We start from the raw sequence: 20,448 nt of genomic DNA on the forward strand, positions 1-20,448 counted from the left end.
TCTAAAAAATATCTACCCTTACACTGGTTAAGGGCAGATATGAATAAAGTTATTTAAAAACTTTAAAACGCTCTTCATCCGCAAGATAATCTTTGGCACGCGGCTCACCCTCTATCGAACCAAATACCAGCTGTGCACGAAGTTTCCAGTTTGATGGAATGCTCCATTCCGCATGAACCTGCTCATCTACGATCGGATTGTAATGCTGCAATGATGCGCCCAACCCTTCTGTATGCAATGCTGTCCACGTTGCAAATTGTGCGATTGCAGTCGAATGTTCCGCCCAGATTGGGAAGTTGTCTGCATAAGATGGGAACTGTTCCTGCAAACCTTTCACTACGTTTTGATCTTCAAAAAATAGGACTGTACCTACCCCTGCTGCAAAACTGGCCATCTTTGCTGTGGTCTTTGCAGCACTCTCTTCGTCTTTGGCATAGCTTTTTAATTTGTCTGCAACAAAGCCCCAGAACTTCTCATGTTCTGAATTGAATAAAATGACGGCGCGTGAAGATTGAGAATTGAAAGAAGATGGGCTTTGTTTTATCGCAGTCTGAATCAGATCAGTTAAATATTCAGGAGATTGTTCAACATTCTTGGCAATAGCATAAATAGTACGGCGCTTAGTAATTAAATCTAAAAACTGGTTCGACATTTTTCAAAATCCTGGGATATATCTTCGGGAAAATTTGAACCTTCAGCTATTTTTGTGAAGGATAACTAATTAATGAGGCTTTAACCTTATAATAAGCTAAAGCACCTATACCTTAAAAAATAATTGACTTAATTACTAGGCTATTTATTTGATATTTTTATATATTTTTTAGCTAAAAATGATCATTTTCATCTATTTTTTGAACAATCGTTAAAACATATGCACTGTTAAAGGGCCAGATGATAAACCATGATCTAGCATGCGCTATTACTGAGCAAAATTAAGATATTTATTTATAAAATCTCTATAGCTTAGGCTATTTTGCTAGACAAGGAATTATGAAAAAATTCTCATATTTCAGATAAAATTAATCCCTCAAAATTGAGGGATTAATTTTATAAATAAAAGCTAAACACCTGGTTTAAAACTTTGCATTCAAAACCTGAGCAGATACTTTGTTTTTCCAAAGATCGCGTAAAACCGGTAAATAGAATTTTTCACCGAGCTCAACCAGCTCTGCATCAATTAAAGCATGCATCTCATGCATAAAAAGATAATCCAATTCAACTGTGCTGAGCTGGGTTTGCTGCTTTTGATAATCTTTGCGTTTCTGTTGGGCTTGTTTAACTAGACGATCCGCAAATGCTTTATCTTTAAACTGCATAATCGCTTTCAAACGTAATTCGATGATGCCCCAACCGGTTAAAAACATCTGGAAGGTTTCAAAATCATCGCTGGTCGATTCCCAAGACATTTCTTCCAGATTTTCATTATCTGGCAGTACAGGTAAAAGAAGCTCCATAACACTTGGAAAAATCTTTTTGAAATTCAGAATAAATTTAACAGGATGCTCACCTGGATAATCCTTGAATTGCACCTTTTTTTGAACATCCGTTAAATAAATATCAAACATAAAACAATCATCAGTGGGTAATCTTATCTAGCCCCTATTGTACGCAAGTCTGCCCGAGATAAAAACCATTGCTGACTATTCCATGATAAAACAGCTAAAAGATTAAAAACATTTACCTTTATTTGGCATTCGGTGAAACCATCTGTTCAGGTCTGACGACTTCATCAAACTGTTCAGCTGTAACGAGATCAAGTTCCACAGCCACCTGTTTCAAGGTTTTACCTTCCTTATAAGCGGTCTTGGCAACTTTGGCTGCATTCTCATAACCAATGACCGGATTCAAGGCTGTAACCAGCATTAAAGAATCATGCAAGAAATGTTCAATTTTTTCATGATTTGGCTCAATACCAACGGCGCAATGATCATTAAAACTATTACAAGCATCACCTAATAACTGGATAGATTGCAGCAGATTATAGGCAATGACCGGCATAAATACATTGAGTTCAAAATTACCTGATGCACCCGCTATACTAATGGTGGTGTCATTGCCGAGAACTTGCGCGACTACCATGGTCATCGCTTCACTTTGCGTTGGGTTCACCTTGCCCGGCATGATGCTAGAACCCGGTTCATTTTCAGGAATACGGAGTTCTCCAAAACCACAACGTGGGCCACTGGCTAACCATCGAATATCATTAGCGATCTTATTTAAGCTAACCGCTAAAGTCTTTAAGGCACCTGAAGCGAATACTGCAGCATCACGGCCAGCCAAAGCCTCAAACTTGTTTGGTGCAGTTACAAATGGCAAACCAGTTAAATATCCAAGAGTTTTAGCTACTTCAACAGCATAATCAGGATGAGCGTTCAACCCTGTACCGACGGCTGTCCCGCCCAATGGCAGTTCGTACAGTCCCCCCAAGGCCTGTTCTAGACGAAGAAGTGCATGATCGAGTTGAGAAACATAACCGCTAAATTCCTGTCCCAACGTTAACGGCGTAGCATCTTGCAGATGTGTCCGGCCAATTTTTACAATATCAGCAAATTCCTGAGATTTGACATATAAGGTATCGCGTAAACGTGTGACTGCCGGAATTAAAAGTTCATTGATCTGCAAGCTCGCAGCCACATGAATCGCCGTCGGAAATGAGTCATTGGTAGATTGAGCACGGTTAACATGATCATTTGGATGAACCGGTTTTTGTGCCCCTAAATGATTACCCAGTTTCTGGTTGGCAATATTGGCAATTACCTCATTACAGTTCATATTACTTTGCGTACCTGAACCAGTTTGCCAGACCACCAGTGGAAATTGACTGTCCCATTGACCACTGATGACTTCATCAGCAGCATCCACAATATATTGTGACAGTTCTTGTGAAATCTGGTTCAGCTCGGCATTAGTCAAGGCAGCCGCTTTTTTGACGAGTCCCATGGCACGAATCATTGGCCGTGGCAAACGTTCATTTCCAATTCTGAAATTTTGCAAGCTGCGCTGAGTCTGAGCGCCCCATAATGCCTCACCCGGTACAGCCACTTCTCCCATCGTGTCATGTTCAATACGTGTTTGCATGTTCAACCTCAATTCTTTTTGCTTATTAATAATCTTAGGAATTTGTATATCAATAATTTACTCTAATAATTTAAAGTAATCGATTACATTAAATATGTAAATGATAATTATTATCAAATATTAAATTAAAAATCTAATTTACTGTCCTTTGAGAATATTTTGATAAAACAACCATTCATCCTCAAGCATCTTTCTGATCGAGCGCTGCCGTTGCCAATGCAAAACCTGTTGTGCCTTTTCAGTATTCGCACCTAACTGGTCCAGCTCAGCGTGGGGATAAGGTAAGGCATCCACAGTTTTAATTGCAGACTGGGTGACTTCAGCAAGCTGATCCAGTAAAGCCTGTATGGAAATCAGTTCACCAGCGATATTAAAGGCTTCACACTTTAATTCCTGCTGTTGTGACAACCACTGTAAGGATTTGATCACGGCATCACAACAGTCTGCGACATGCAGAAAACTGCGCTCTACTGTGCCATCTGCAGTATGGGCCTGACGGCGTAATTCAAGATATTCACGTTGCTGCGCAGCGACCTGCATTGCCAGAGGAACAATATTTTTCGGTAAAGGTGGCACTGCTTCCCCTAAGAGACCATGCTCAAAGGCACCGGCAATATTAGAAAGACGCAGGATCGCAATCCGCCATTCATTGTCAGTTTTAGCGGTATCCCGAATAATTTCCTCCACCATCTGTTGCGACTTGATATAAGGATTAGGATAAGTAAAGTTTAAAGGCAGATCTTCGCTTAAGTCTGTGCCAGATTGGCCATATACCGCCAAACTGGATAAATGTACCAGATGACGTACCCCGGTACGCTGCATGGCACGCATGAGACTCATAATACAGCTGACATTATCATTATAATATTCAAGTGGTTTTAATACTGATTCTTCCAGTGACTTAAAACTTGCGGTATGCACCACAGCCTGAATCGAATTCTGCTCAAAGACTTTGTTCAATGCTGGCGTGTTGCGAATATCAATCTTGATAAAAGGCACATACATACCAGAAATAAATTCGAGACGCTCCAGAGTCTGTAAGTTAGCATTGGCCAAATTATCGACCACAATGACCTCTAGTCCTTGTGCTAACAGACTTAAAGCAATATGTGAGCCTAAAAAGCCTAATCCACCCGTCACTAAAATCATTTATACTACCTACTTTCTAATGAAGCCAAGATCAATCTGTTGCTATTGATCAAGCCTGTAGTGAATTTCGATGAGTACCTTAATTCTTGTTACCTCCGCACCGACTTCCATCTATGCCTGGCATGCCTTGGGTTTAGCTCAGGCTTTGCAGGATAAGCAGGAAGCATTCCGTGTGTTTTTCTATCAGGACGGCGTATCGGTCGCAAATGCACTGCAATGGGTACCCGACGATCAACGTCATCTTACACATGCATGGCAAGCACTGCAGATTCGCCTCCCGGTCTGTGTAAGTGCAGCACTGGCGCGTGGAATTACAGATCCGGACAATGCTCAACGTCACAATATTCATCAGCATAATCTGGCAGATGCGTTTGAATTAGTCGGTTTAGGTGAACTTGCCGATGCTGTTCAATCCTCACAACGTCTGATTCAATTCTAGATGTTCCATTTTTTAGAATGTGTTGCTTTTCCAAGGAATCTTGTGTGAAATCTGTACTTGTTATATTAACCCAAGCCAATCTGACCAGCCTGCAGGTGCATGAAAGTCTGTCTGCGACAATGGTATTGGCGACATTTGGCTCGGAAGTTAAAGTCCTGCTACAAGGTGCTGCCCTTAGCCTTCTGCGTTCAGAATTGCAATTTGACCAGTTACAACATGCCTTTAAACTGGCATCAAATATGGTCGACAGTTTCGAGTTTTATGATCTCACTCCGATTCTGATTGAGCAGAAAAATCAAAATTCCCCATTTGTGACGCAGAGCGAACAAGAAATCGAATTTATTGAGCTTAATCCTGAATTTATTCAAAGCTTTGATCATGTGCTGTATTGGTAAGGAATAAGGATATACAAATGTCAAATCATACACTTTATCTGATCCAATCCAGCTATTCGGCAACTGCACAGATCCTCGATCAATTGGCTCAGATTTATACAATGAGCGATCAGGTCGTGCTGATGGGTGAAGCGGTTTTGTTGCTAGAGCATTCATTTCTACAAAGCTTGCCGCAAATTTATATGCTGAAAAATGATGCTGAACTCTTGATACAGCCCTTACCTGATCAAGTAAAATTGTTGAATTATGCAGATTTTGCTGCTCTTTGCCTCCAGTTTAATCGCTGCATTTCAATGAAATAATGAATGGGTTAAATATGAATTTAGAATTGGATCAAGATGGTCATCTGGTTGACTACACCATCTGGAATGAAGATGTCGCTCAACTCCTAGCCAATAGCCTGGACCTTGACTTGACCCCATGGCATTTTGAAATTCTGCAAGCGGTACGTCAGTTCTATCAGCAGTTTGGCCATTCACCAGCAACGCGCCCTCTAATCAAATTTTTAATGAAAACTGTCAGTGCCGATATCAATAATGCCATGCTTCAGGAAAAGTTTAATACTGGTCTGGTGGCACGTCACTTAAGCCGTTTGGCCGGCGTACCCAAGCCTGCGAACTGTTTATAAAGCTGTCAAGTCTTCGATATTTTGTCTGTAAAAGCCTGACTTTTTATTCGGGCTTTTTTATGCGATCAATTTTCACTTCTAGAATAATTAAAGATACAAGTAGCCTGCAGACAGCAAATACAGGTTTAATCTAAAGCTCGTAAGGCCCGATGCAGTTCATGTTCCATTTCAGGCAAGACTTTGATCAGAAACTCAATCTGTGCTTTCGCCTCGGCCTTGCTGACCTGTTGAGCCTCTACCAGCTTCTGCTGCTGAGTGATTAGTAAGCTGACCTGTTGAAGATCGGGTCGTTGTCCTTCACTTAATGCATTAATCATCGTGGAAAAGTCCAAATATAATTGTTGCTGCTGCCTTAACAATTCACTTTGCTTTGCAGATGCATTATTTTGTCCGGTTTTATTGGTTTGACTATTAGCAGTAGAGCTGACAGAGGCATCATTTGCAGATTTTTCAGCTGGCTGGACGGGAGCAGAATGGGGTTGATTAGTAAGATGGGTTTGATAGATTTCTTTTCGTATTTGATAGCCAATACCCAGTAAGGCTCCAAACAAGAGCAATGTAATCAATACATATAACTGAATTGTTTTATTATTCATCTTTGTGTCCTCAGCTTAAAAAGACAGCCCCTATTCAAAAGCTGTCTTTTCTACTCATCAACTACGGTGTTGACCAGTCTGCAGGCGCATAACCAATCCGGACACGTTGTGGGTGATTTCCTACTGGTACACTAAGCACTTTATTGCCAGTAGCAAAATCAATCACGGTAACCACATCAGTTTCACTTTCGGAAATCACACAGCTACGACCGTCCGGGCTACGCGTTGCCCAATACGGTTTACCCGCAGAAATCAGTTTCCCGGCAGTCAGCGTCTTGCGATCAACAATAGTGGCATAATTGTCCATAGTTCCCGCAACACAAAGCTTTTCACCATCAGCACTGATCGATAGGCCATGATGGCGCGAATCATTCACCCATTTTGTCCGATCTTTCGGAATACTGTCGCTCCCTGGCAACTGTCCAATCCGGCTAATCTTGTTCTGGTTCAGATCGTATTCAATCAAACCATTAAAGAATGAAACCTGGGCATACAGTTTGGTTTCATCCTTACTAAATACCATTGGTCGTACTGAGTTGGACAAATCTTTTCGGCCAAATGCATCCAGTGCGGGTCTGAAGTCAATTTTTCTCAACACCTGATGGGTATTGGCATCTGCGATGGTGATAAAACGCTTTCCTTTGGTAAAATCTTGCCATTGGGCATCCATCGAGGTTTCCACGTTGCCGATAGCAGAGTTCAGAATCTTGTTGCCGCCATCAAAATAAATATTTTCATGCGGTTTATCGCCCGTGCTGAAACGACCTACTTCCTTACCGGTATTGATATCCAGTACATGCACTACATTTCCTGAAGATGCAGATACGGCGACCCGTTGTCCATCTGGTGATACCGCCATATGGTCGGCACGAAAGCCTTCAACAGGTGTGCGCCAGTTAATCTTGCCAGTTTTGATATTGATTGATACGACATCGGCGAAACTTGGGCGTGATGCGACCACTGATTGCCCGTCTGGCGTAGAGTACATATCATCCACCAGTTGATCATTCCCTTCCCCTGCTGTGGCCTGAATGTAAGTATAGGCAATCAGCTTGATTGGATTCAGGTGAATTTCCTTAAGGCGCTCTTTCCGGTCAGGAATCATGTTAATGACACCGATTTTGCCAAAATCACCTGATGGACGAATCACAGTGACCGTGCCATCCCAGTTATTTCCGACAAAGAAAACCTGCTGAGAATTAGCAGGTGCAACTGAAGGTGTAGAAGCGGCCTGTACACTTGGCAACGCAGATAGTATCGCCATCGCAGACAAGGTCAGACAGAACTTTGGCCATTTTTTATTTTGAATTTTCATCCCTTATGCTCCGCATAATAATTTGTATTTTTGTTTTTATTCCTTGTTATAGACACAGTCAGGCTGTGTTTTCACGCCTCTAATATACAAATGTATAAGATGATTTACTGTTATTTCCGACCAAAAAAAATACAGCTCATTTAAATTTATCGTTCTATATTCTCTGAATTTAAAAGAACATCTTGCTGTGATTTTATGTATCCAGCACATCGACAAACTGGGCATTGAGCACTTTGGCAAGATCGGCCGGTTTTAGTCCTATATCCAGCCCTCTTTTACCTCCACTCACATAAATCTTGTTCAACTGTTCGGCACTTGCATCAATTACTGTTTTTAACCGTTTCTTCTGGCCAATAGGGCTAATTCCCCCAACCAGATAACCAGTCAAGCGTTCTGCCTGTTTAGGATCTGCCATCTGGAGTTTTTTACATCCCACGGCCTGGGCTACTTTTTTCAGGTTAAGCTGATGATGTACCGGCAATACGGCAACAAAATATTGTTTATCATCCGTAAACACTATTATATAAAGCAAAGCAAATCTAAACAAATTTTAAATTATTGTATTTATTATAAATTAGATACTTATGAAACCAAAACAAATCTAAGCACTATATGCAAAATCTTATTTTGTGAGTACTATTGTGAGTAGTTTTTAAGTTACTCATATTTTATTTAGGTTACTCACATGCTCACCGACACCAAAATTAAGAGCCTTAAACCAAGGGATAAAGCATATCGCATTGCTGACCATAATGGGCTTTGTATTGAAGTTAGACCCACAGGTACAAAACTGTGGCGCTATCGATATCGATTTGAAAACAAGGCCTCAATGTTAAGTTTAGGGGAATATCCACGGGTAAGTCTAGCAGAGGCAAGAAAGAATCGTGATGAAGCGAAGGCTCTACTCAGTGAAGGTAAAAATCCCGCTATAGCTCGCAGAGAAGAAAAAGTCGTACAAAGTGTAAAAAACGCAAACACGTTTAAAGCCGTTGCTGAGGAATATATTACCGAGATTTTAAAAAACAGATCGGAAACGTATGTTGGAAAAGTAAAATGGTCGCTTGAAACGGATATATACCCGGTAATTGGAGCAAAGAGTGTTGCTGACGTGACTGCTGCAGAGGTCCTGTATATCGCAAAATCAACGATCACTCGCGTTCGTACAACAGGCGCTAGAGGTACAGGGGAAGTTACAGCATCAAATAATATCAAAATTATTGGTGCTGTTATGCGATATGCGATCGCCACTCTAAGAGCTGAGAATGATCCAACTTATGCAGTGCGTGGTGCTATCAGTCGCCCAGATGTTGAACACGCTCATCCACTCTCCAAGGAGCAACAAGTCCAGTTTAGAAAAGGGGTTGATAATTACCACGGTACAGCGACAGTTAAGAATGCCCTACTCACTTTAGCCTACACAATGCTACGCTCAATCGAGATCAGACGTATGAAATGGGAGTATGTCGATTTTGAAGAAAGAATTATTACCTTCCCCATTTCAACACGAAGCAACTCTCAGGAAAGGACAATGAAAAAGAATAGGATCCATCTGGTTCCTATGTCTGATCAACTGTTCAATGTACTCAAGTCTCAATATACTGAAACAGGCAACAAAGAGTATGTATTCTCAAGTGCATACAGTAGCGCAGCCACAATCGGAAGTGCTACATTGAATAGTGCTCTAAAGAAAATAGGGCTTAAAAACTCGACATCACACGACTTTCGAGCAACCGCAAGTACTATCTTAAATGAGCTTGATTTCGATGATGATTGGATTGAAAAGCAACTTGCTCATGCTGAACAGAACAAAGTAAGGGCATCATACAATCACGCTAAATACATTAGTCAACGCCGGAAAATGCTACAAGACTGGGCTGACATAGTTGATAAATGGGGGCAATAAAATGCAGACTAAAAAATTCGATCCAAATAATTTACCAAAAGCTTTAACAGATGAGCAATTAACTCAGAAGTTGATCCCTACCCGCTTTGTTCCTGAAAAACCTGAAGAACTTAAAGATAAAAATGTAGTCTATGTTTTCGATAGTTCGGATTCATTCAATCTGACTTATGATGAGCTAGTCGAGATCGTAAGCAAAGCTAGAAAGTCTGGGCCTAGAATGGTGCCAGTTTTAGGAACAGTGAGTTAAATCATTAAAATATTTTTAAGATTGGCGAGTAAAAACCTAAAGTGAATAAGTTTTTAAATAAGTTTTCAAATACTAATAATTTTGCAGAGACAATATGTTTAAGCATTATTTTTTATATTGTCTTAGCAACTATGGCTGTTTTAATAGGACTGGTTTTAACATGTATTTATGAGACGGAAGCTGCTGGCATCCCTTCAGTCATATCAAATATGTTTGTATGGTCCGCCACCCTCATTACTCCGATCATTGCTATACTTCTAATAAATTCTTGGAAAAGTCAAAAATCATATGAAGTTGAAAAAGAATATGCTTCTTTGATATTAAATGATTTACATCCTATTTTAATCAGCTTAGTAGATATTCAAAATATAATAATTAATATAAAAACCGTGAATGAAAATCTTGTACTTTATGAAAAATATCTTATTCCAAATGATAAAAATATACGCCATGAAGCAGCCAAGAGTTATTCAAATATAAAAATATATAGTGAAATTTCTAACAATAAAATCATCCTAAATAAACATAGTAGGTTGGAGCATCACTGTATTCGAATTATGGATATTTACGACCATCTTATTAATAATGATTATAAAAAATATTTTAATGAAGTAATTGCTATATATCCAGAATATACTGATAACGAAAAAAAGCCTAATTTTTGTAAAAGTTATCGAGATAATAAAAACTTCCGAAGATCAAGCCTAAGAATTAGATCAACATTATACCGTGCAATAAATATTGAAGTACAAGATCCAAAAACCAAGGAGATCTTCAATTATGGTGAATATAAATCTTTTGAAGAATTATTAGAAGTCACAAGAACATTATTAGAAGATATTCAGAATGAAGCATTAAAGTCAATAAAAGTTCATCAGTGAATATAATATTTTTTTCATACTTTTTACTTTAAGATCTTTTAGGGTTTTAACCTTCAATGTCAAACAATCTAAGGTAAATAAGCCATTTATTTATTAAATCTTAATTAGTGAATTTCATTTGTTACTAAAATATAAATATAGCTATATATTTTTATTTTTATTTTTATTTTTATTTATGAATAAATTTCTAATGTAATATTAATAAAAATATAGTAAATTTAAGAAAATATTCATAACAGTAATTTTTGGGAGTTTTAAGTTGGGAAGTTGGACAGAGTTAATGCTTGAGGATATGCCGTTATTTCATACAAAATCCTATGTACATCCAGAATTAATGTTAATTTTTCGTGAATCAGATAAAAAAGTTTTTGATCGTAAATGTTCTGAAAGAAGTCGATTGGTTTGGGGAAATTTAAGTGATAGTGAATATGAAGAAGCATTTGAATACCAATGTAAATTAAAGTTAATTAAAGAACGTTTAAACTTATTCGGTTTCAATTTTGAAGATATTAAAAATAAGTTTGATTTTGTAAAAAATGAATATATAGATCAAAATTACAGTTTACTTATAGAAGAAAAACCTTTTTCCGATTATATAAAAAAATTAGATTCATTGAGTTTTGATGATTATTGCTCTTATTTAATATATTTTTATCAAAATAGATATATTTTAAATGACTCCTCAAATGAAATTTTCAACTTATTAAACAAAGAAATCACTCATGATAAGGAGGTATTTACTTTTAGTTATGACATAAGAGAAATTATTGTTTTATTTTCTCACTTACTAACAGGTGAAGAAAGAATAATTCAAGATTTAACCGAAGTAACTAACGCTGGATATTATGATATTGAGAGTAATGTAGTAAAAAATTGCGAAGAACTAATTTCAAAATCATCCAAACCATCTGAACAAATTTACATTTTTACTGAGGGATCTACAGATAGGTTTATTCTTGAAGAATCTCTAAAAATCTTATTTCCACATTTATATGACTTTTTCGAATTTATTGATTATCAAGCAAGTAGTTTAGATGGAGGTGCACACATACTGACAAAAATGGTAAAAGCATTTGTAGGTGCAAAGATGCCAAATAAAATATTGGCTATTTATGATAGTGACACAGCAGCACTCGAATCTTTAAATCTATTAAGTAAAATTACCTTACCTTCAAATATTAAAGTAACTAAGTATCCTGACTTTGATTTATTAAAAAATTATCCTACTTTAGGTCCAAATGGCCAATTTACACAAGATATTTATTCCAAAGCAGCATCAATTGAATTGTATGTAGGTAGAGACTGTATTACAGATCAAATTACATCTGAATATTATCCAATCATTTGGCGCAGTTTCAATGACGGCTTAAATCAATATCAAGGTGAAATCTCAAATAAAAAGAGAATTTTTGAAAACTTTAAAGATAAGATCAAAAGTAAGAATTATGATAATCCTCAGTATGATTGGTCTGGTTTAACTCTTATATGGAAGCATATTTTTAAACTAGTGGGTGAAATGCAATAATTAAAGAAGCCCTCATAATGAGGGCTTTTTAACAGCTTGATTTAAAGCACGTTTAGCTTGAGCACATTCGACATACATACGCCGATCTTTTACTCAGGCTTTAAGTGCATAGCCACCATCCCCTAATTTAATCTCAGGGAGGTCGGGACAGTCCTGTGTCAGATTCGCCGGCAGGTTCCATTCGCCCGGCTTCATTGAGGATTGACACGCCATCAGCATCAAGACACACGTTACGATAAACAGGGCGTTCCGTGATTTTCTCAACTTTGTTGTTAATGACTTCCGTGTGCAGACGATCCTGACCTTTAACTTCTTCATATTGACCACTCACTTTATCAGCGCGGCTACGTTGTTCACGTTCCGCCTCTACATAAGGTTTAATTGCTTTTGCAATATCGGCTTCACGCTGTGACTCACTATGCTCAAGTGCAAAGTGTTTCCATGCACCAAAGGCAACTGCTAGGGCAAGTAAGGCCAGCAGCACCACTATCACAGCTTTATAGAATTGGGCTAAAAAGGCATCTAGCACCATTTAAATCACCACTCGATTCGAGATCCATCCAAAGAAAAACTGCTCCTGGCTTGGGTTGCGTTCACAAATTTCAATGTAACGATTGCCCTGCAAAATATTTAAGACTTTCAATAAGGTCTTTTCGCCTTCCTTGCCACGCTTGGCCAAGAATGTTTTTAATGCACCTAAGGTAGCCGGACCATATACACCATCTGGAACCAAGTCAGGCCAACCGCCTTTACCCTGGTTGTTCAATAGGTTTAAGGCGCGCTGCAAGGTAGGCTTGGCAAAACCAACACCGCAGTTCACGCCTGTATCAAGCAATTCTTCTGCAACCAGTGGACTAAGTGCATTCACCTGGTTAAAACGCGGTACTGTCCAATATTGTTTGCGGTAAATATCTCGCGCAAGTGATTCAGGTAGATCCTTCATGTGGCCCTTATAACCGTTTTGACGTGCTACAGCTTCGGTAATACCATACTTTGTTGCTCCGCCTCGATCGGCTGGATTATTCACATAGCCACCTTCACGGCGGATGAGTTCATTTAAAAATTGTTCAATATTCATTTCTTCCCATTCCCCCAGATCGCTAAAAATGCAGATTTAATTTCATGCAGTACTTCGGACATAGGTTTCCCCTGCAGTAATGCAAAGGACTGGTAAACAATGCCGATCCCCAATAAGCCAAATACTGCAAAGAACAGCATGATTGCGCCTTGGTACATCGTGGATACGTGGAGTAAGTTGAAGTATTCAATGAAAGCCGAGCCGCCATACAAACTGACAGTTACACTGGCCATAAATTTGACGATGACATTCAGTGAGACTTCTATCTTTCCGTCCTTATCAATGTCACCACTTAGGACCAGCGCCAAGATTGCACCAACAACTGCGGGTACGATCTTAATGATCCAGGGGATGGTGTTTTCTTGCATAACGCTCTCAATACAAATTCTGATCTATTGATGCATCATTGACTTTTTATAGATAGTTACGCGAACCCTACAGGGTCGGTGCTAAATATTGAATTTTCATATTTAATATTTTTTTAAAAAGATCTCGATTAAAATTAAATTTTTTAATACAGGTATGAAATTTTATGAATGCTAACCAGCTGTATGAAAAACTGCAGACAATTGGTATACCTATTATTTATGTGGATAGCGTTGAATCCTCTATGAATATGAATTTTCCGTTAGAGGAACTTGATAAGCATATCGAAATCCTGGAGCCTAAGTTTTTACTTGTTGAGTCTTTGGATTTAAGAGAGCAACTTAATTTAGAGAGTAATGATACTAATTTACTAAAAGAGTTCTTTAAAGAAAATAAAAGATATATAAATAAATATATATCAGAAAATATTGATGAAAAATCTAAACTAGCAGAGATTAATAAAAAGACTGTTGATGATAAAGGGATGATTACTATTGGTTTCAATCTAAATGGATGTATTATAAGTATAAGCTGTATAGATGACTGGATGATTAGTATGTCCAAAATACTAAAATATATATCAGATACAAAGGAAGAAGAAGAAAATGAGAATCAAGAAATAGATAATACAAATTATTTTAATATGATAAGGCAAGAACAAGAAAAAATTAGAAAGGAAAGAGAAAACCTTCAGAAAGAAAAAGATGATATGATCGAAAAAGTTGAAAAACTAACTAATTGTGATTCCTTTAAAGAGCTAAAAACAACTACAGAAATGCTACTCTTTTGGGAAAAAAATATACCTGAAATATATAAAACACTATCGAGATCTTTTATGGAAAAAATGGCTAAAAAATATGCTGCCATTAAGCGAGTTTTCGACACTAATCAAAAAAATATCCAATGTCTACTTTTAATAGAGGGATTAAATGTAAATACAGCTGAAATTTTAGTTAATAATGGCATTAATTCGATTCAAGATGTTGCTGATTGTTCAAGTAGTGAAATTGAGAAATTTTTAATAAATAAAAAAACCGCTGATAATATTATTATGGGTGCAAGAAAATATTTAGGAATAGTTTAATAGATTTTTTAAATATTCATTGATTATACTCAACTCACGAATTTTAAATAGCCAGTTGATCTTATGTAGTTAAAAAACCGCTTCTAGAGCGGTTTTTTAACTTCTTTTTACTCATCAAACGCAAAACGCCCTATATCTGCATCTTCACGTTTTTTATTCGGCAAATAAATACCATGCTCAGCCTGTTTCACGCGTTTTTCACGCTGACGTAAACTTTGCATTGTCTGGACTCTACTGATCCGACGTGACGGGTTCTTCTGGTTGAAGGCTTGAATCTCTGCCCAGATTTCTTTTTGGCCATCTATATCATCACGCTGAACTGCTCGAACATAATCATTCATTAATTCTGTACGACGCTTATCCAGACGCTTGGTATGCGAATAAATTGCACTACGTCCTTCGGTGGCCAAACGTACTTCACTTGGGCTAAAACCAATAGCTTGTGATGCAAGGCTTAACATACCTACATCATCCTTAATCATGACTCCGGTTTTATCTTGGGCACCTTCAGTTGCATATCGAATAGATCGCAACGGAGAGCGTAAGAATACCGGTGACATGGTTTCCACCCCTCTCATGCCGTGTCCTTGCCCTATTTCAGCCAGGCCTTTAAAGGTATTGGTTAGAATCCCTACCACTGGGCCTAATGCACTCATCACCATAGCATCACTAAAGTCTTTACCTTCCAGACCATCCTGCACATCCGGTAATAGCAAATTATTAATACCAACACGGCCAGACAAGTCAGCTGGGCCAAATCGTGAAGCACCTTTCATAAGAACTTCTGAAGTCTTGGTACCCAGTGCATCGGCAAGAGCATTACGCAAAGCAGCTTCTGCATCCCATGGTTCATCATCATCACTTCCGAGCATTGAAGCCATGGCCAGAATCGGCCCAACCAAAGGCAAGCCCATTACACCTGCAAATACGGTATGCATACCGACAATACCGGCCAATGCACGCTGTGCCTCACGACGTGCTTCAGGAGTTTCTCCTTTAAGCGACTGGTGAGCGGTACGTGCCAAGGTGTAAATCATGTTCTGGCCAAACTGCTTAAACAGCAAAATCACCTTGGCAATATTGCCCTGCATGATTCGTGGCCGGTTCCCAGAAGAATAGTCGAAGTGACCCTTGTAAGTAGAATCCATTGCCTGCTCAAAAGCCTGATCGTGCATTGAGCCACTATCACGTGCTAACCGGTACGCTGCAATAAATGTCACTTCACGGTTAAAGCGTTCGGCATTATGGAATAAAGTACTTGCGACCCGCATAATCGGACGCAGTTTCCACATCACCCCACTGTCTTCACCTTGGGCAATACCCGCCAAGTCGTGTGCCATGGTCACATCAATCACACCACGACGCACAGCTTCTTCATAGGCCTTGAGCTCATCGCCTTTCAGAATTTTGGCAATATCATTTTCCCAGTTCTTTGGATTGATCCCTTTGATCGATACACCTTTACGGAAATCATTTGATGCCTGGGCCAGTGCTGTCCCTGCCTTATCATAGCCCCACTTAGCACCCATCTGAGGATAGGCCACCAAGACTGTTTGCAAGGTGTTTACTGCTGCCGATGCCGGTGACAAACCCAAGTAATACAGGAAGCCTAAACTGGTTAGAGCTGTCGATAATGGGTGTGAGTTCGCCTGCATCATCTTCTCATGGCGTTTATTCATCTCCTCGATGACTTGTTGTGCTACACGCTGGTCATAACCTTTACCAGCATTAAATTCATCATTAGCATGCTTTTGCATTCCATCCAGCATTTCCTCAAGTTGATCTTTATAACGCAGCTTGGCCAAGTAACTGCCACCATGAAACATATTCTGGGCAAAGGCACGACGAGCATCCTGGCTAAAACCTGCGGTACCTTTACGGTGAATTGAGTGTTTTGCATAAGATAGATCCGGCAATGATTTTAGGTATAACTGCCCTAAAATATCTTCTAGCTCTGTCTGACGTTGTGCATTCAATCCTAGGCTGCCCAACTCATTAAATAGAGTAGTCATAAAGCCACGGCCTACACCATCTCGGGCCGCATTAAATTCTTTATCAAGTTTTGGTTCAAGCACATTACTGCCTGGATATTCTGTCAATAAAACTTCACGTAATTTATAAGCCTCGGACAAGGTTTCAGCACGACTAACACTCAACACTTCGCCTTTATTATTCTTCGCCACTACCACATATTTACCAAAACGCTGTAACGGGAAATACACGCCCTGCGTATAACCAAAGAAATTGGCATCCATCTGCTGCAGTAATTCGGTCTTTTTCTGATTACTCATACTTGAGCGCAGAATACGATCCTGAATCGCCTGGCGTACATCACGGTGATGTTTTTTATAGGCATCACGTGCTTCTCGATAAACCTTTTTCGCGTCATCAGATAATGCATCAAACTGTTTTTTCAGCTTGGTATACTCTGCAACATTGTCACCTGGCTGATATGGGTTGGCCGGATCGATCTTGGCCAAGGTTGCATCATGCATTACATTGGCCAACTCTTTTTCATCTTTTAAGTCAGCCCAACGACGTGCCAGTTCATCTGACATTGCAGCCACTTCGTTCTGATCAGCATCCATCATTGCCACCATATCGTTATACGGCTTTAATTGTGGTAATAGTTTTTGATACAACTCTGTCAACTGACGACGGCCCAGTGCACCTAATACATACTGCAAAGCATGTGTGGCCTTATAACCTGCTTCGGTTTTAAGTTTATTGCGACCCTGCTTATTCATATTGCCGACCAGATTCTGAATAATCTGCTGAGCATTGGCCTGCCGGCTAAATCGAATGTCAGTATCTTGGCTGCTAAATAGCCCTGTATTTCCAACGGCTGATTTGACCTGTTCCGGGTTAAATGCGACCAGGTAATCCATATCGTTGAACTGGTGCCGAATCCCATTAAAACCGTCTTGCATAGCATCAACAATCTGCTCACGTGTGGTCTTTGAATCGCTATCAAACATCTCTGGAATATTGGCAAACAATGGCATCACTGTACCTTCATTATCTTGAGAGCGACTGCCGGCATAGTTCTGTGCCTCTTCAAAACGATCGGTGAGATATACGCCACGACCCAGTAAACCACCACCGAGTTTAAAGCGAGTAAATTGAGACGACGTGCCGTGATAAACCACCTGAGGTTCACCATTCTCATCGACCACTTTAGATGCCGTTTCTGGGCTGTTTTCCCAGTCACCAAACCATTGTTTAAATTCTGGTGTCCGTACTTGCAGCCATTGCTGTTCAGTCAGATTGGTAGGCTTACCATTCGGTGCCTTCATCCATTGATCTGTGCCCTGAAGTTGAGCACGCACATTTTCTACAGAAGTTGGTTCGGCAATCTGTTGCTGGATCATGCGGTTGGCCAAGGCCACCATATCGTTTTCATTCAGGTTTAAATTGATACCCAGGCGATCAAAAGCCCAGGCCTTCACTGCACTCACAACCTTATCAATAAAGCGCTTGATTGCACTTTTTTGCAGGGCATTCATTTCCTGCTGAGTCGAAGCCAGGGTTAAAAGATAAGGCAGGTATTCCAGCTGCTGTGTTTTGGCATCAGTTTCCCGTTCGGCAAGACGTTTGGCTTCTAGTGCAAGCAGATGTTTACGCTGCACCATATCGTTGAATATACCCATAAGGTCAGCATATTTTTCTTCACTCATGACATTCTGGAAGCCGCCATGACCACCAAGCTCATGCAGGAAGGTTGGGATGATGCTGGTTTCATTCAGGTTGCTTGCAACCAAAGTCACACGGCCATTCTGATAAAAACCTTCCACACCGGGTTCATCGACAGTGCTGATAATATCGAGCAGTCCACGTTTCTCCAGGCTAGAAATGGTCTTTTCACCAAAGCGTTTAACCAAAGCATCACGAACTTGTTCTGGTGTACTTCCCTGATTATTTTGACCATCTACACGACTATAAAGCTTCTCTGTTGATTTACGGTGCTTTAAGTACTTTTCAAGATCATGACGATCTTTTAAGAAACGATCACGTGCACCTGCGGCAACGGCTTTACGGGTTGAGCGCTTACCATTACTGACTTCACCAAGGCTTGATTCATGCTGCTTTTGAATATCTTTATTTAAACGTTCAAGACTTTTTTCAATGGCTGAGATCGGCTGATCTTTATATAGGCGGTCATAGGCTTCAATAATGCCTTGCATCTCTTTTTCAGCAGCACGTTGCTCACGCTGTTCACGTGTAAGTTGTGGCTTAGGTTCGAGCTCAGGTTTCTTGCCATCACGCTGCTCAACCAAAGCATCACGTTCTTTACGTAAACGCGCACGCTCTAATAGTTTGGGACGTGGCTCTGCATTGATCTGTGCATCCAGTGCTGCAATTTGTTCATCTAAGTTTTGGGGTTGTTCTACTTCTGTTGTTTGCTCTTGTATCGGAGCTTGTGCCGGAGCCGGACTGTCTTGCACCGGAGCTTTGTTCTGTACTGGTGCTTTCCCGACCCATTTTCCCGTAGCAGGATGCTTCATTCCCAGAATTTCAACACGGCCATTTTCATGCTGCACGGCATGATAGTTTGGATTTTTGAGTGCATTTCTCTTTTTAGGAACGCTGTGCAGGTCAATGGTAAAATCATCACCCAGTGTCTCCACATCAGACATCACGCTTTCCAGGCTATCACCATAGTCACGCTGAACACTCTGTTCACTTAAACTTTGAGAAGAACTTAAAATTGATTCTTTTTTGTGCTCGTTATCGGTTCCCTCTGTTTTATTATTATTTTTATTAAAGCTTGAGTTATTACCATGCCAATTGTCTTGTGTTCCAACTGCTCTTCGCCCCTTGAACGATGTGATTACCGGATTGCTAGGGCTGCCAATTTTTTCTGCAACAAGCGCTGCAAGGGCGACTGGATGACTGGACGCTACACTGTCAGCAAACCTGCTAACTACTACAGAGTTGTCAAACGGAATGGACAATCGCTCAAGGAACATAGATTGATTGTTGAGAACCTGGTCGGAAGAAAACTCCTTCCCCATGAGCATGTTCATCACATCAACGGGGACAAGCTTGACAATAGACCTGAAAACCTCTCTGTCCTGCATAGCAGCGACCATATGTCTTTGCACCATCGCCTTACTCTTGACATCGAGCTTATCAAAACCATGCGCTCTAATGGATTGAGCATGGACTGCATCGCCAAAGAGCTTGGCGTCAGTCGCAGCGCCATTGCGCGCCGTCTCCGTGACGAGGGCATGGACACTCAGGCCAGAAGACCGCTCAGTTGGAATATTGAGGAGGCTATTGATCTGATTTCTCAAGGCATTAGTCGCGCTGAAATTGCTCGTCGATTTAGTGTCTCTGAAAGCTCCTTGAGGAAAGTGCTTCGTAAGCGCGGAATCTATGCTCCTGACACTCGTAGCAAGCATATCTACGACATTGAGAGAATCCGAGCTTTGAGAAGCACTGGTATGAGTCTTCGCGGCATTTCTAAATGCCTCGGTATCAGTGAGACCACCTTTTACAGGTATGCCAAATGTATCGGACTTTAGCGATTCATTTAAACTTTCAATCTGCTTACGAATCTGTGCCTTTTTAGGTACGCTTTTTTCAGTGGCAAACTGTGCTTCTAGTTCGGTTAGTTTGGATTTTGCTTCACTAGTTTGGATTTCATTTGGACTTTGGCTGGGTGTGATGACCTGACCTGCATCAGATTGCGCAGACTGTAATTCATTCTGCGCTGTTCCTGTTGCTGCTCCCATTTGCGCCGTTGCATTGGTGTCATTTT

Annotated in this window: 20 protein-coding genes and 1 pseudogene; 10 read left to right on the forward strand and 11 right to left on the reverse strand. The window is 40.0% G+C overall.

Annotated features, from left to right (window positions below; all coding sequences use genetic code 11):
• Positions 1-49 precede the first annotated feature (49 nt).
• The 4 genes from VXQ11_RS02660 to VXQ11_RS02675 form a co-directional block, all read right to left on the reverse strand.
• Entirely contained in the window at positions 50-652 is a 603-nt protein-coding gene (locus VXQ11_RS02660; protein ID WP_416705355.1) for a nitroreductase family protein, read from the reverse strand.
• 421 nt (positions 653-1,073) lie between these two features.
• Positions 1,074-1,565, reverse strand: coding sequence for a hypothetical protein (locus VXQ11_RS02665; RefSeq protein WP_064096136.1), 492 nt, complete (start codon positions 1,563-1,565; stop codon positions 1,074-1,076).
• A gap of 118 nt (positions 1,566-1,683) precedes the next feature.
• A complete protein-coding gene (gene fumC, locus VXQ11_RS02670) occupies positions 1,684-3,078 on the reverse strand; it encodes a class II fumarate hydratase (RefSeq protein WP_416705356.1) in 1,395 nt (464 codons plus the stop codon).
• A 138-nt stretch (positions 3,079-3,216) separates the two neighbouring features.
• Complete coding sequence (locus VXQ11_RS02675; RefSeq protein ID WP_416705357.1) at positions 3,217-4,227, reverse strand: NAD-dependent epimerase/dehydratase family protein; 1,011 nt, start codon at positions 4,225-4,227, stop codon at positions 3,217-3,219.
• A 70-nt stretch (positions 4,228-4,297) separates the two neighbouring features.
• Between VXQ11_RS02675 and tusD the strand changes: the two genes are divergently transcribed.
• Genes tusD through VXQ11_RS02695 form a run of 4 tightly spaced genes read left to right on the forward strand, consistent with a single transcriptional unit; the run spans position 4,298 to position 5,689 of the window.
• Positions 4,298-4,666, forward strand: coding sequence for a sulfurtransferase complex subunit TusD (gene tusD, locus VXQ11_RS02680; RefSeq protein WP_144725118.1), 369 nt, complete (start codon positions 4,298-4,300; stop codon positions 4,664-4,666).
• A 44-nt stretch (positions 4,667-4,710) separates the two neighbouring features.
• A complete protein-coding gene (locus tag VXQ11_RS02685) occupies positions 4,711-5,061 on the forward strand; it encodes a hypothetical protein (protein WP_416680066.1) in 351 nt (116 codons plus the stop codon).
• A gap of 17 nt (positions 5,062-5,078) precedes the next feature.
• On the forward strand, positions 5,079-5,363 hold the full coding sequence (locus tag VXQ11_RS02690) for a DsrH/TusB family sulfur metabolism protein (RefSeq protein ID WP_064096131.1): 285 nt from the start codon (positions 5,079-5,081) through the stop codon (positions 5,361-5,363).
• 14 nt (positions 5,364-5,377) lie between these two features.
• Complete coding sequence (locus tag VXQ11_RS02695; RefSeq protein ID WP_064102141.1) at positions 5,378-5,689, forward strand: TusE/DsrC/DsvC family sulfur relay protein; 312 nt, start codon at positions 5,378-5,380, stop codon at positions 5,687-5,689.
• A 125-nt stretch (positions 5,690-5,814) separates the two neighbouring features.
• Here VXQ11_RS02695 and VXQ11_RS02700 read toward each other — a convergent pair whose 3' ends face one another.
• The 3 genes and pseudogenes from VXQ11_RS02700 to VXQ11_RS02710 form a co-directional block, all read right to left on the reverse strand.
• Positions 5,815-6,285, reverse strand: a complete 471-nt coding sequence (locus VXQ11_RS02700; RefSeq protein WP_064102140.1) for a hypothetical protein — start codon at positions 6,283-6,285, stop codon at positions 5,815-5,817.
• Between the two features lie 61 nt (positions 6,286-6,346).
• The gene (locus tag VXQ11_RS02705; RefSeq protein WP_064102139.1) at positions 6,347-7,600 is read right to left on the reverse strand and encodes a YncE family protein; all 1,254 of its coding nucleotides are present in this window, start codon (positions 7,598-7,600) and stop codon (positions 6,347-6,349) included.
• Positions 7,601-7,793: 193 nt separating this feature from the next.
• Positions 7,794-8,120, reverse strand: a pseudogene (locus VXQ11_RS02710) (aminoacyl-tRNA deacylase); the annotation flags it as partial.
• Positions 8,121-8,285: 165 nt separating this feature from the next.
• Here VXQ11_RS02710 and VXQ11_RS02715 point away from each other — a divergent pair.
• From VXQ11_RS02715 to VXQ11_RS02730, 4 genes are all read left to right on the forward strand, one after another.
• Entirely contained in the window at positions 8,286-9,503 is a 1,218-nt protein-coding gene (locus VXQ11_RS02715; RefSeq protein ID WP_416705358.1) for a tyrosine-type recombinase/integrase, read from the forward strand.
• A gap of 1 nt (position 9,504) precedes the next feature.
• Complete coding sequence (locus tag VXQ11_RS02720) at positions 9,505-9,750, forward strand: hypothetical protein (protein ID WP_416705359.1); 246 nt, start codon at positions 9,505-9,507, stop codon at positions 9,748-9,750.
• A gap of 41 nt (positions 9,751-9,791) precedes the next feature.
• Entirely contained in the window at positions 9,792-10,631 is an 840-nt protein-coding gene (locus VXQ11_RS02725) for a hypothetical protein (protein ID WP_416705360.1), read from the forward strand.
• A 259-nt stretch (positions 10,632-10,890) separates the two neighbouring features.
• On the forward strand, positions 10,891-12,156 hold the full coding sequence (locus tag VXQ11_RS02730) for a HEPN/Toprim-associated domain-containing protein (protein WP_416705361.1): 1,266 nt from the start codon (positions 10,891-10,893) through the stop codon (positions 12,154-12,156).
• A 133-nt stretch (positions 12,157-12,289) separates the two neighbouring features.
• On the opposite strand, the gene VXQ11_RS02735 is transcribed toward VXQ11_RS02730, so the two are convergent.
• The 3 genes from VXQ11_RS02735 to VXQ11_RS02745 are packed head-to-tail and all read right to left on the reverse strand — an operon-like array spanning position 12,290 to position 13,602.
• Positions 12,290-12,688: a hypothetical protein gene (locus tag VXQ11_RS02735; protein WP_416705362.1), complete on the reverse strand. Its 399-nt coding sequence runs from the start codon at positions 12,686-12,688 to the stop codon at positions 12,290-12,292.
• Positions 12,689-13,234, reverse strand: coding sequence for a glycoside hydrolase family 108 protein (locus tag VXQ11_RS02740; RefSeq protein WP_262458018.1), 546 nt, complete (start codon positions 13,232-13,234; stop codon positions 12,689-12,691).
• A complete protein-coding gene (locus VXQ11_RS02745) occupies positions 13,231-13,602 on the reverse strand; it encodes a hypothetical protein (RefSeq protein ID WP_184103936.1) in 372 nt (123 codons plus the stop codon). The genes VXQ11_RS02740 and VXQ11_RS02745 overlap by 4 nt, the downstream gene beginning before the upstream one ends.
• Before the next feature lie 164 nt (positions 13,603-13,766).
• On the opposite strand from VXQ11_RS02745, the gene VXQ11_RS02750 reads away from it, so the two are divergent.
• Complete coding sequence (locus tag VXQ11_RS02750; RefSeq protein WP_416705363.1) at positions 13,767-14,684, forward strand: helix-hairpin-helix domain-containing protein; 918 nt, start codon at positions 13,767-13,769, stop codon at positions 14,682-14,684.
• A 107-nt stretch (positions 14,685-14,791) separates the two neighbouring features.
• Here VXQ11_RS02750 and VXQ11_RS02755 read toward each other — a convergent pair whose 3' ends face one another.
• A complete protein-coding gene (locus VXQ11_RS02755) occupies positions 14,792-19,654 on the reverse strand; it encodes a PLxRFG domain-containing protein (protein ID WP_416705487.1) in 4,863 nt (1,620 codons plus the stop codon).
• Between VXQ11_RS02755 and VXQ11_RS02760 the strand changes: the two genes are divergently transcribed.
• Positions 19,574-20,212 (forward strand): helix-turn-helix domain-containing protein, encoded by a 639-nt coding sequence (locus VXQ11_RS02760; protein WP_416705488.1) that lies wholly within the window; start codon positions 19,574-19,576, stop codon positions 20,210-20,212. The two genes, VXQ11_RS02755 and VXQ11_RS02760, sit on opposite strands and share 81 nt — an antisense overlap.
• The last annotated feature ends 236 nt before the right edge of the window (positions 20,213-20,448 follow it).

Origin of the sequence: Acinetobacter sp. 197 (genome assembly GCF_048148385.1) — a bacterium.
GTDB lineage: Bacteria > Pseudomonadota > Gammaproteobacteria > Pseudomonadales > Moraxellaceae > Acinetobacter > Acinetobacter pecorum.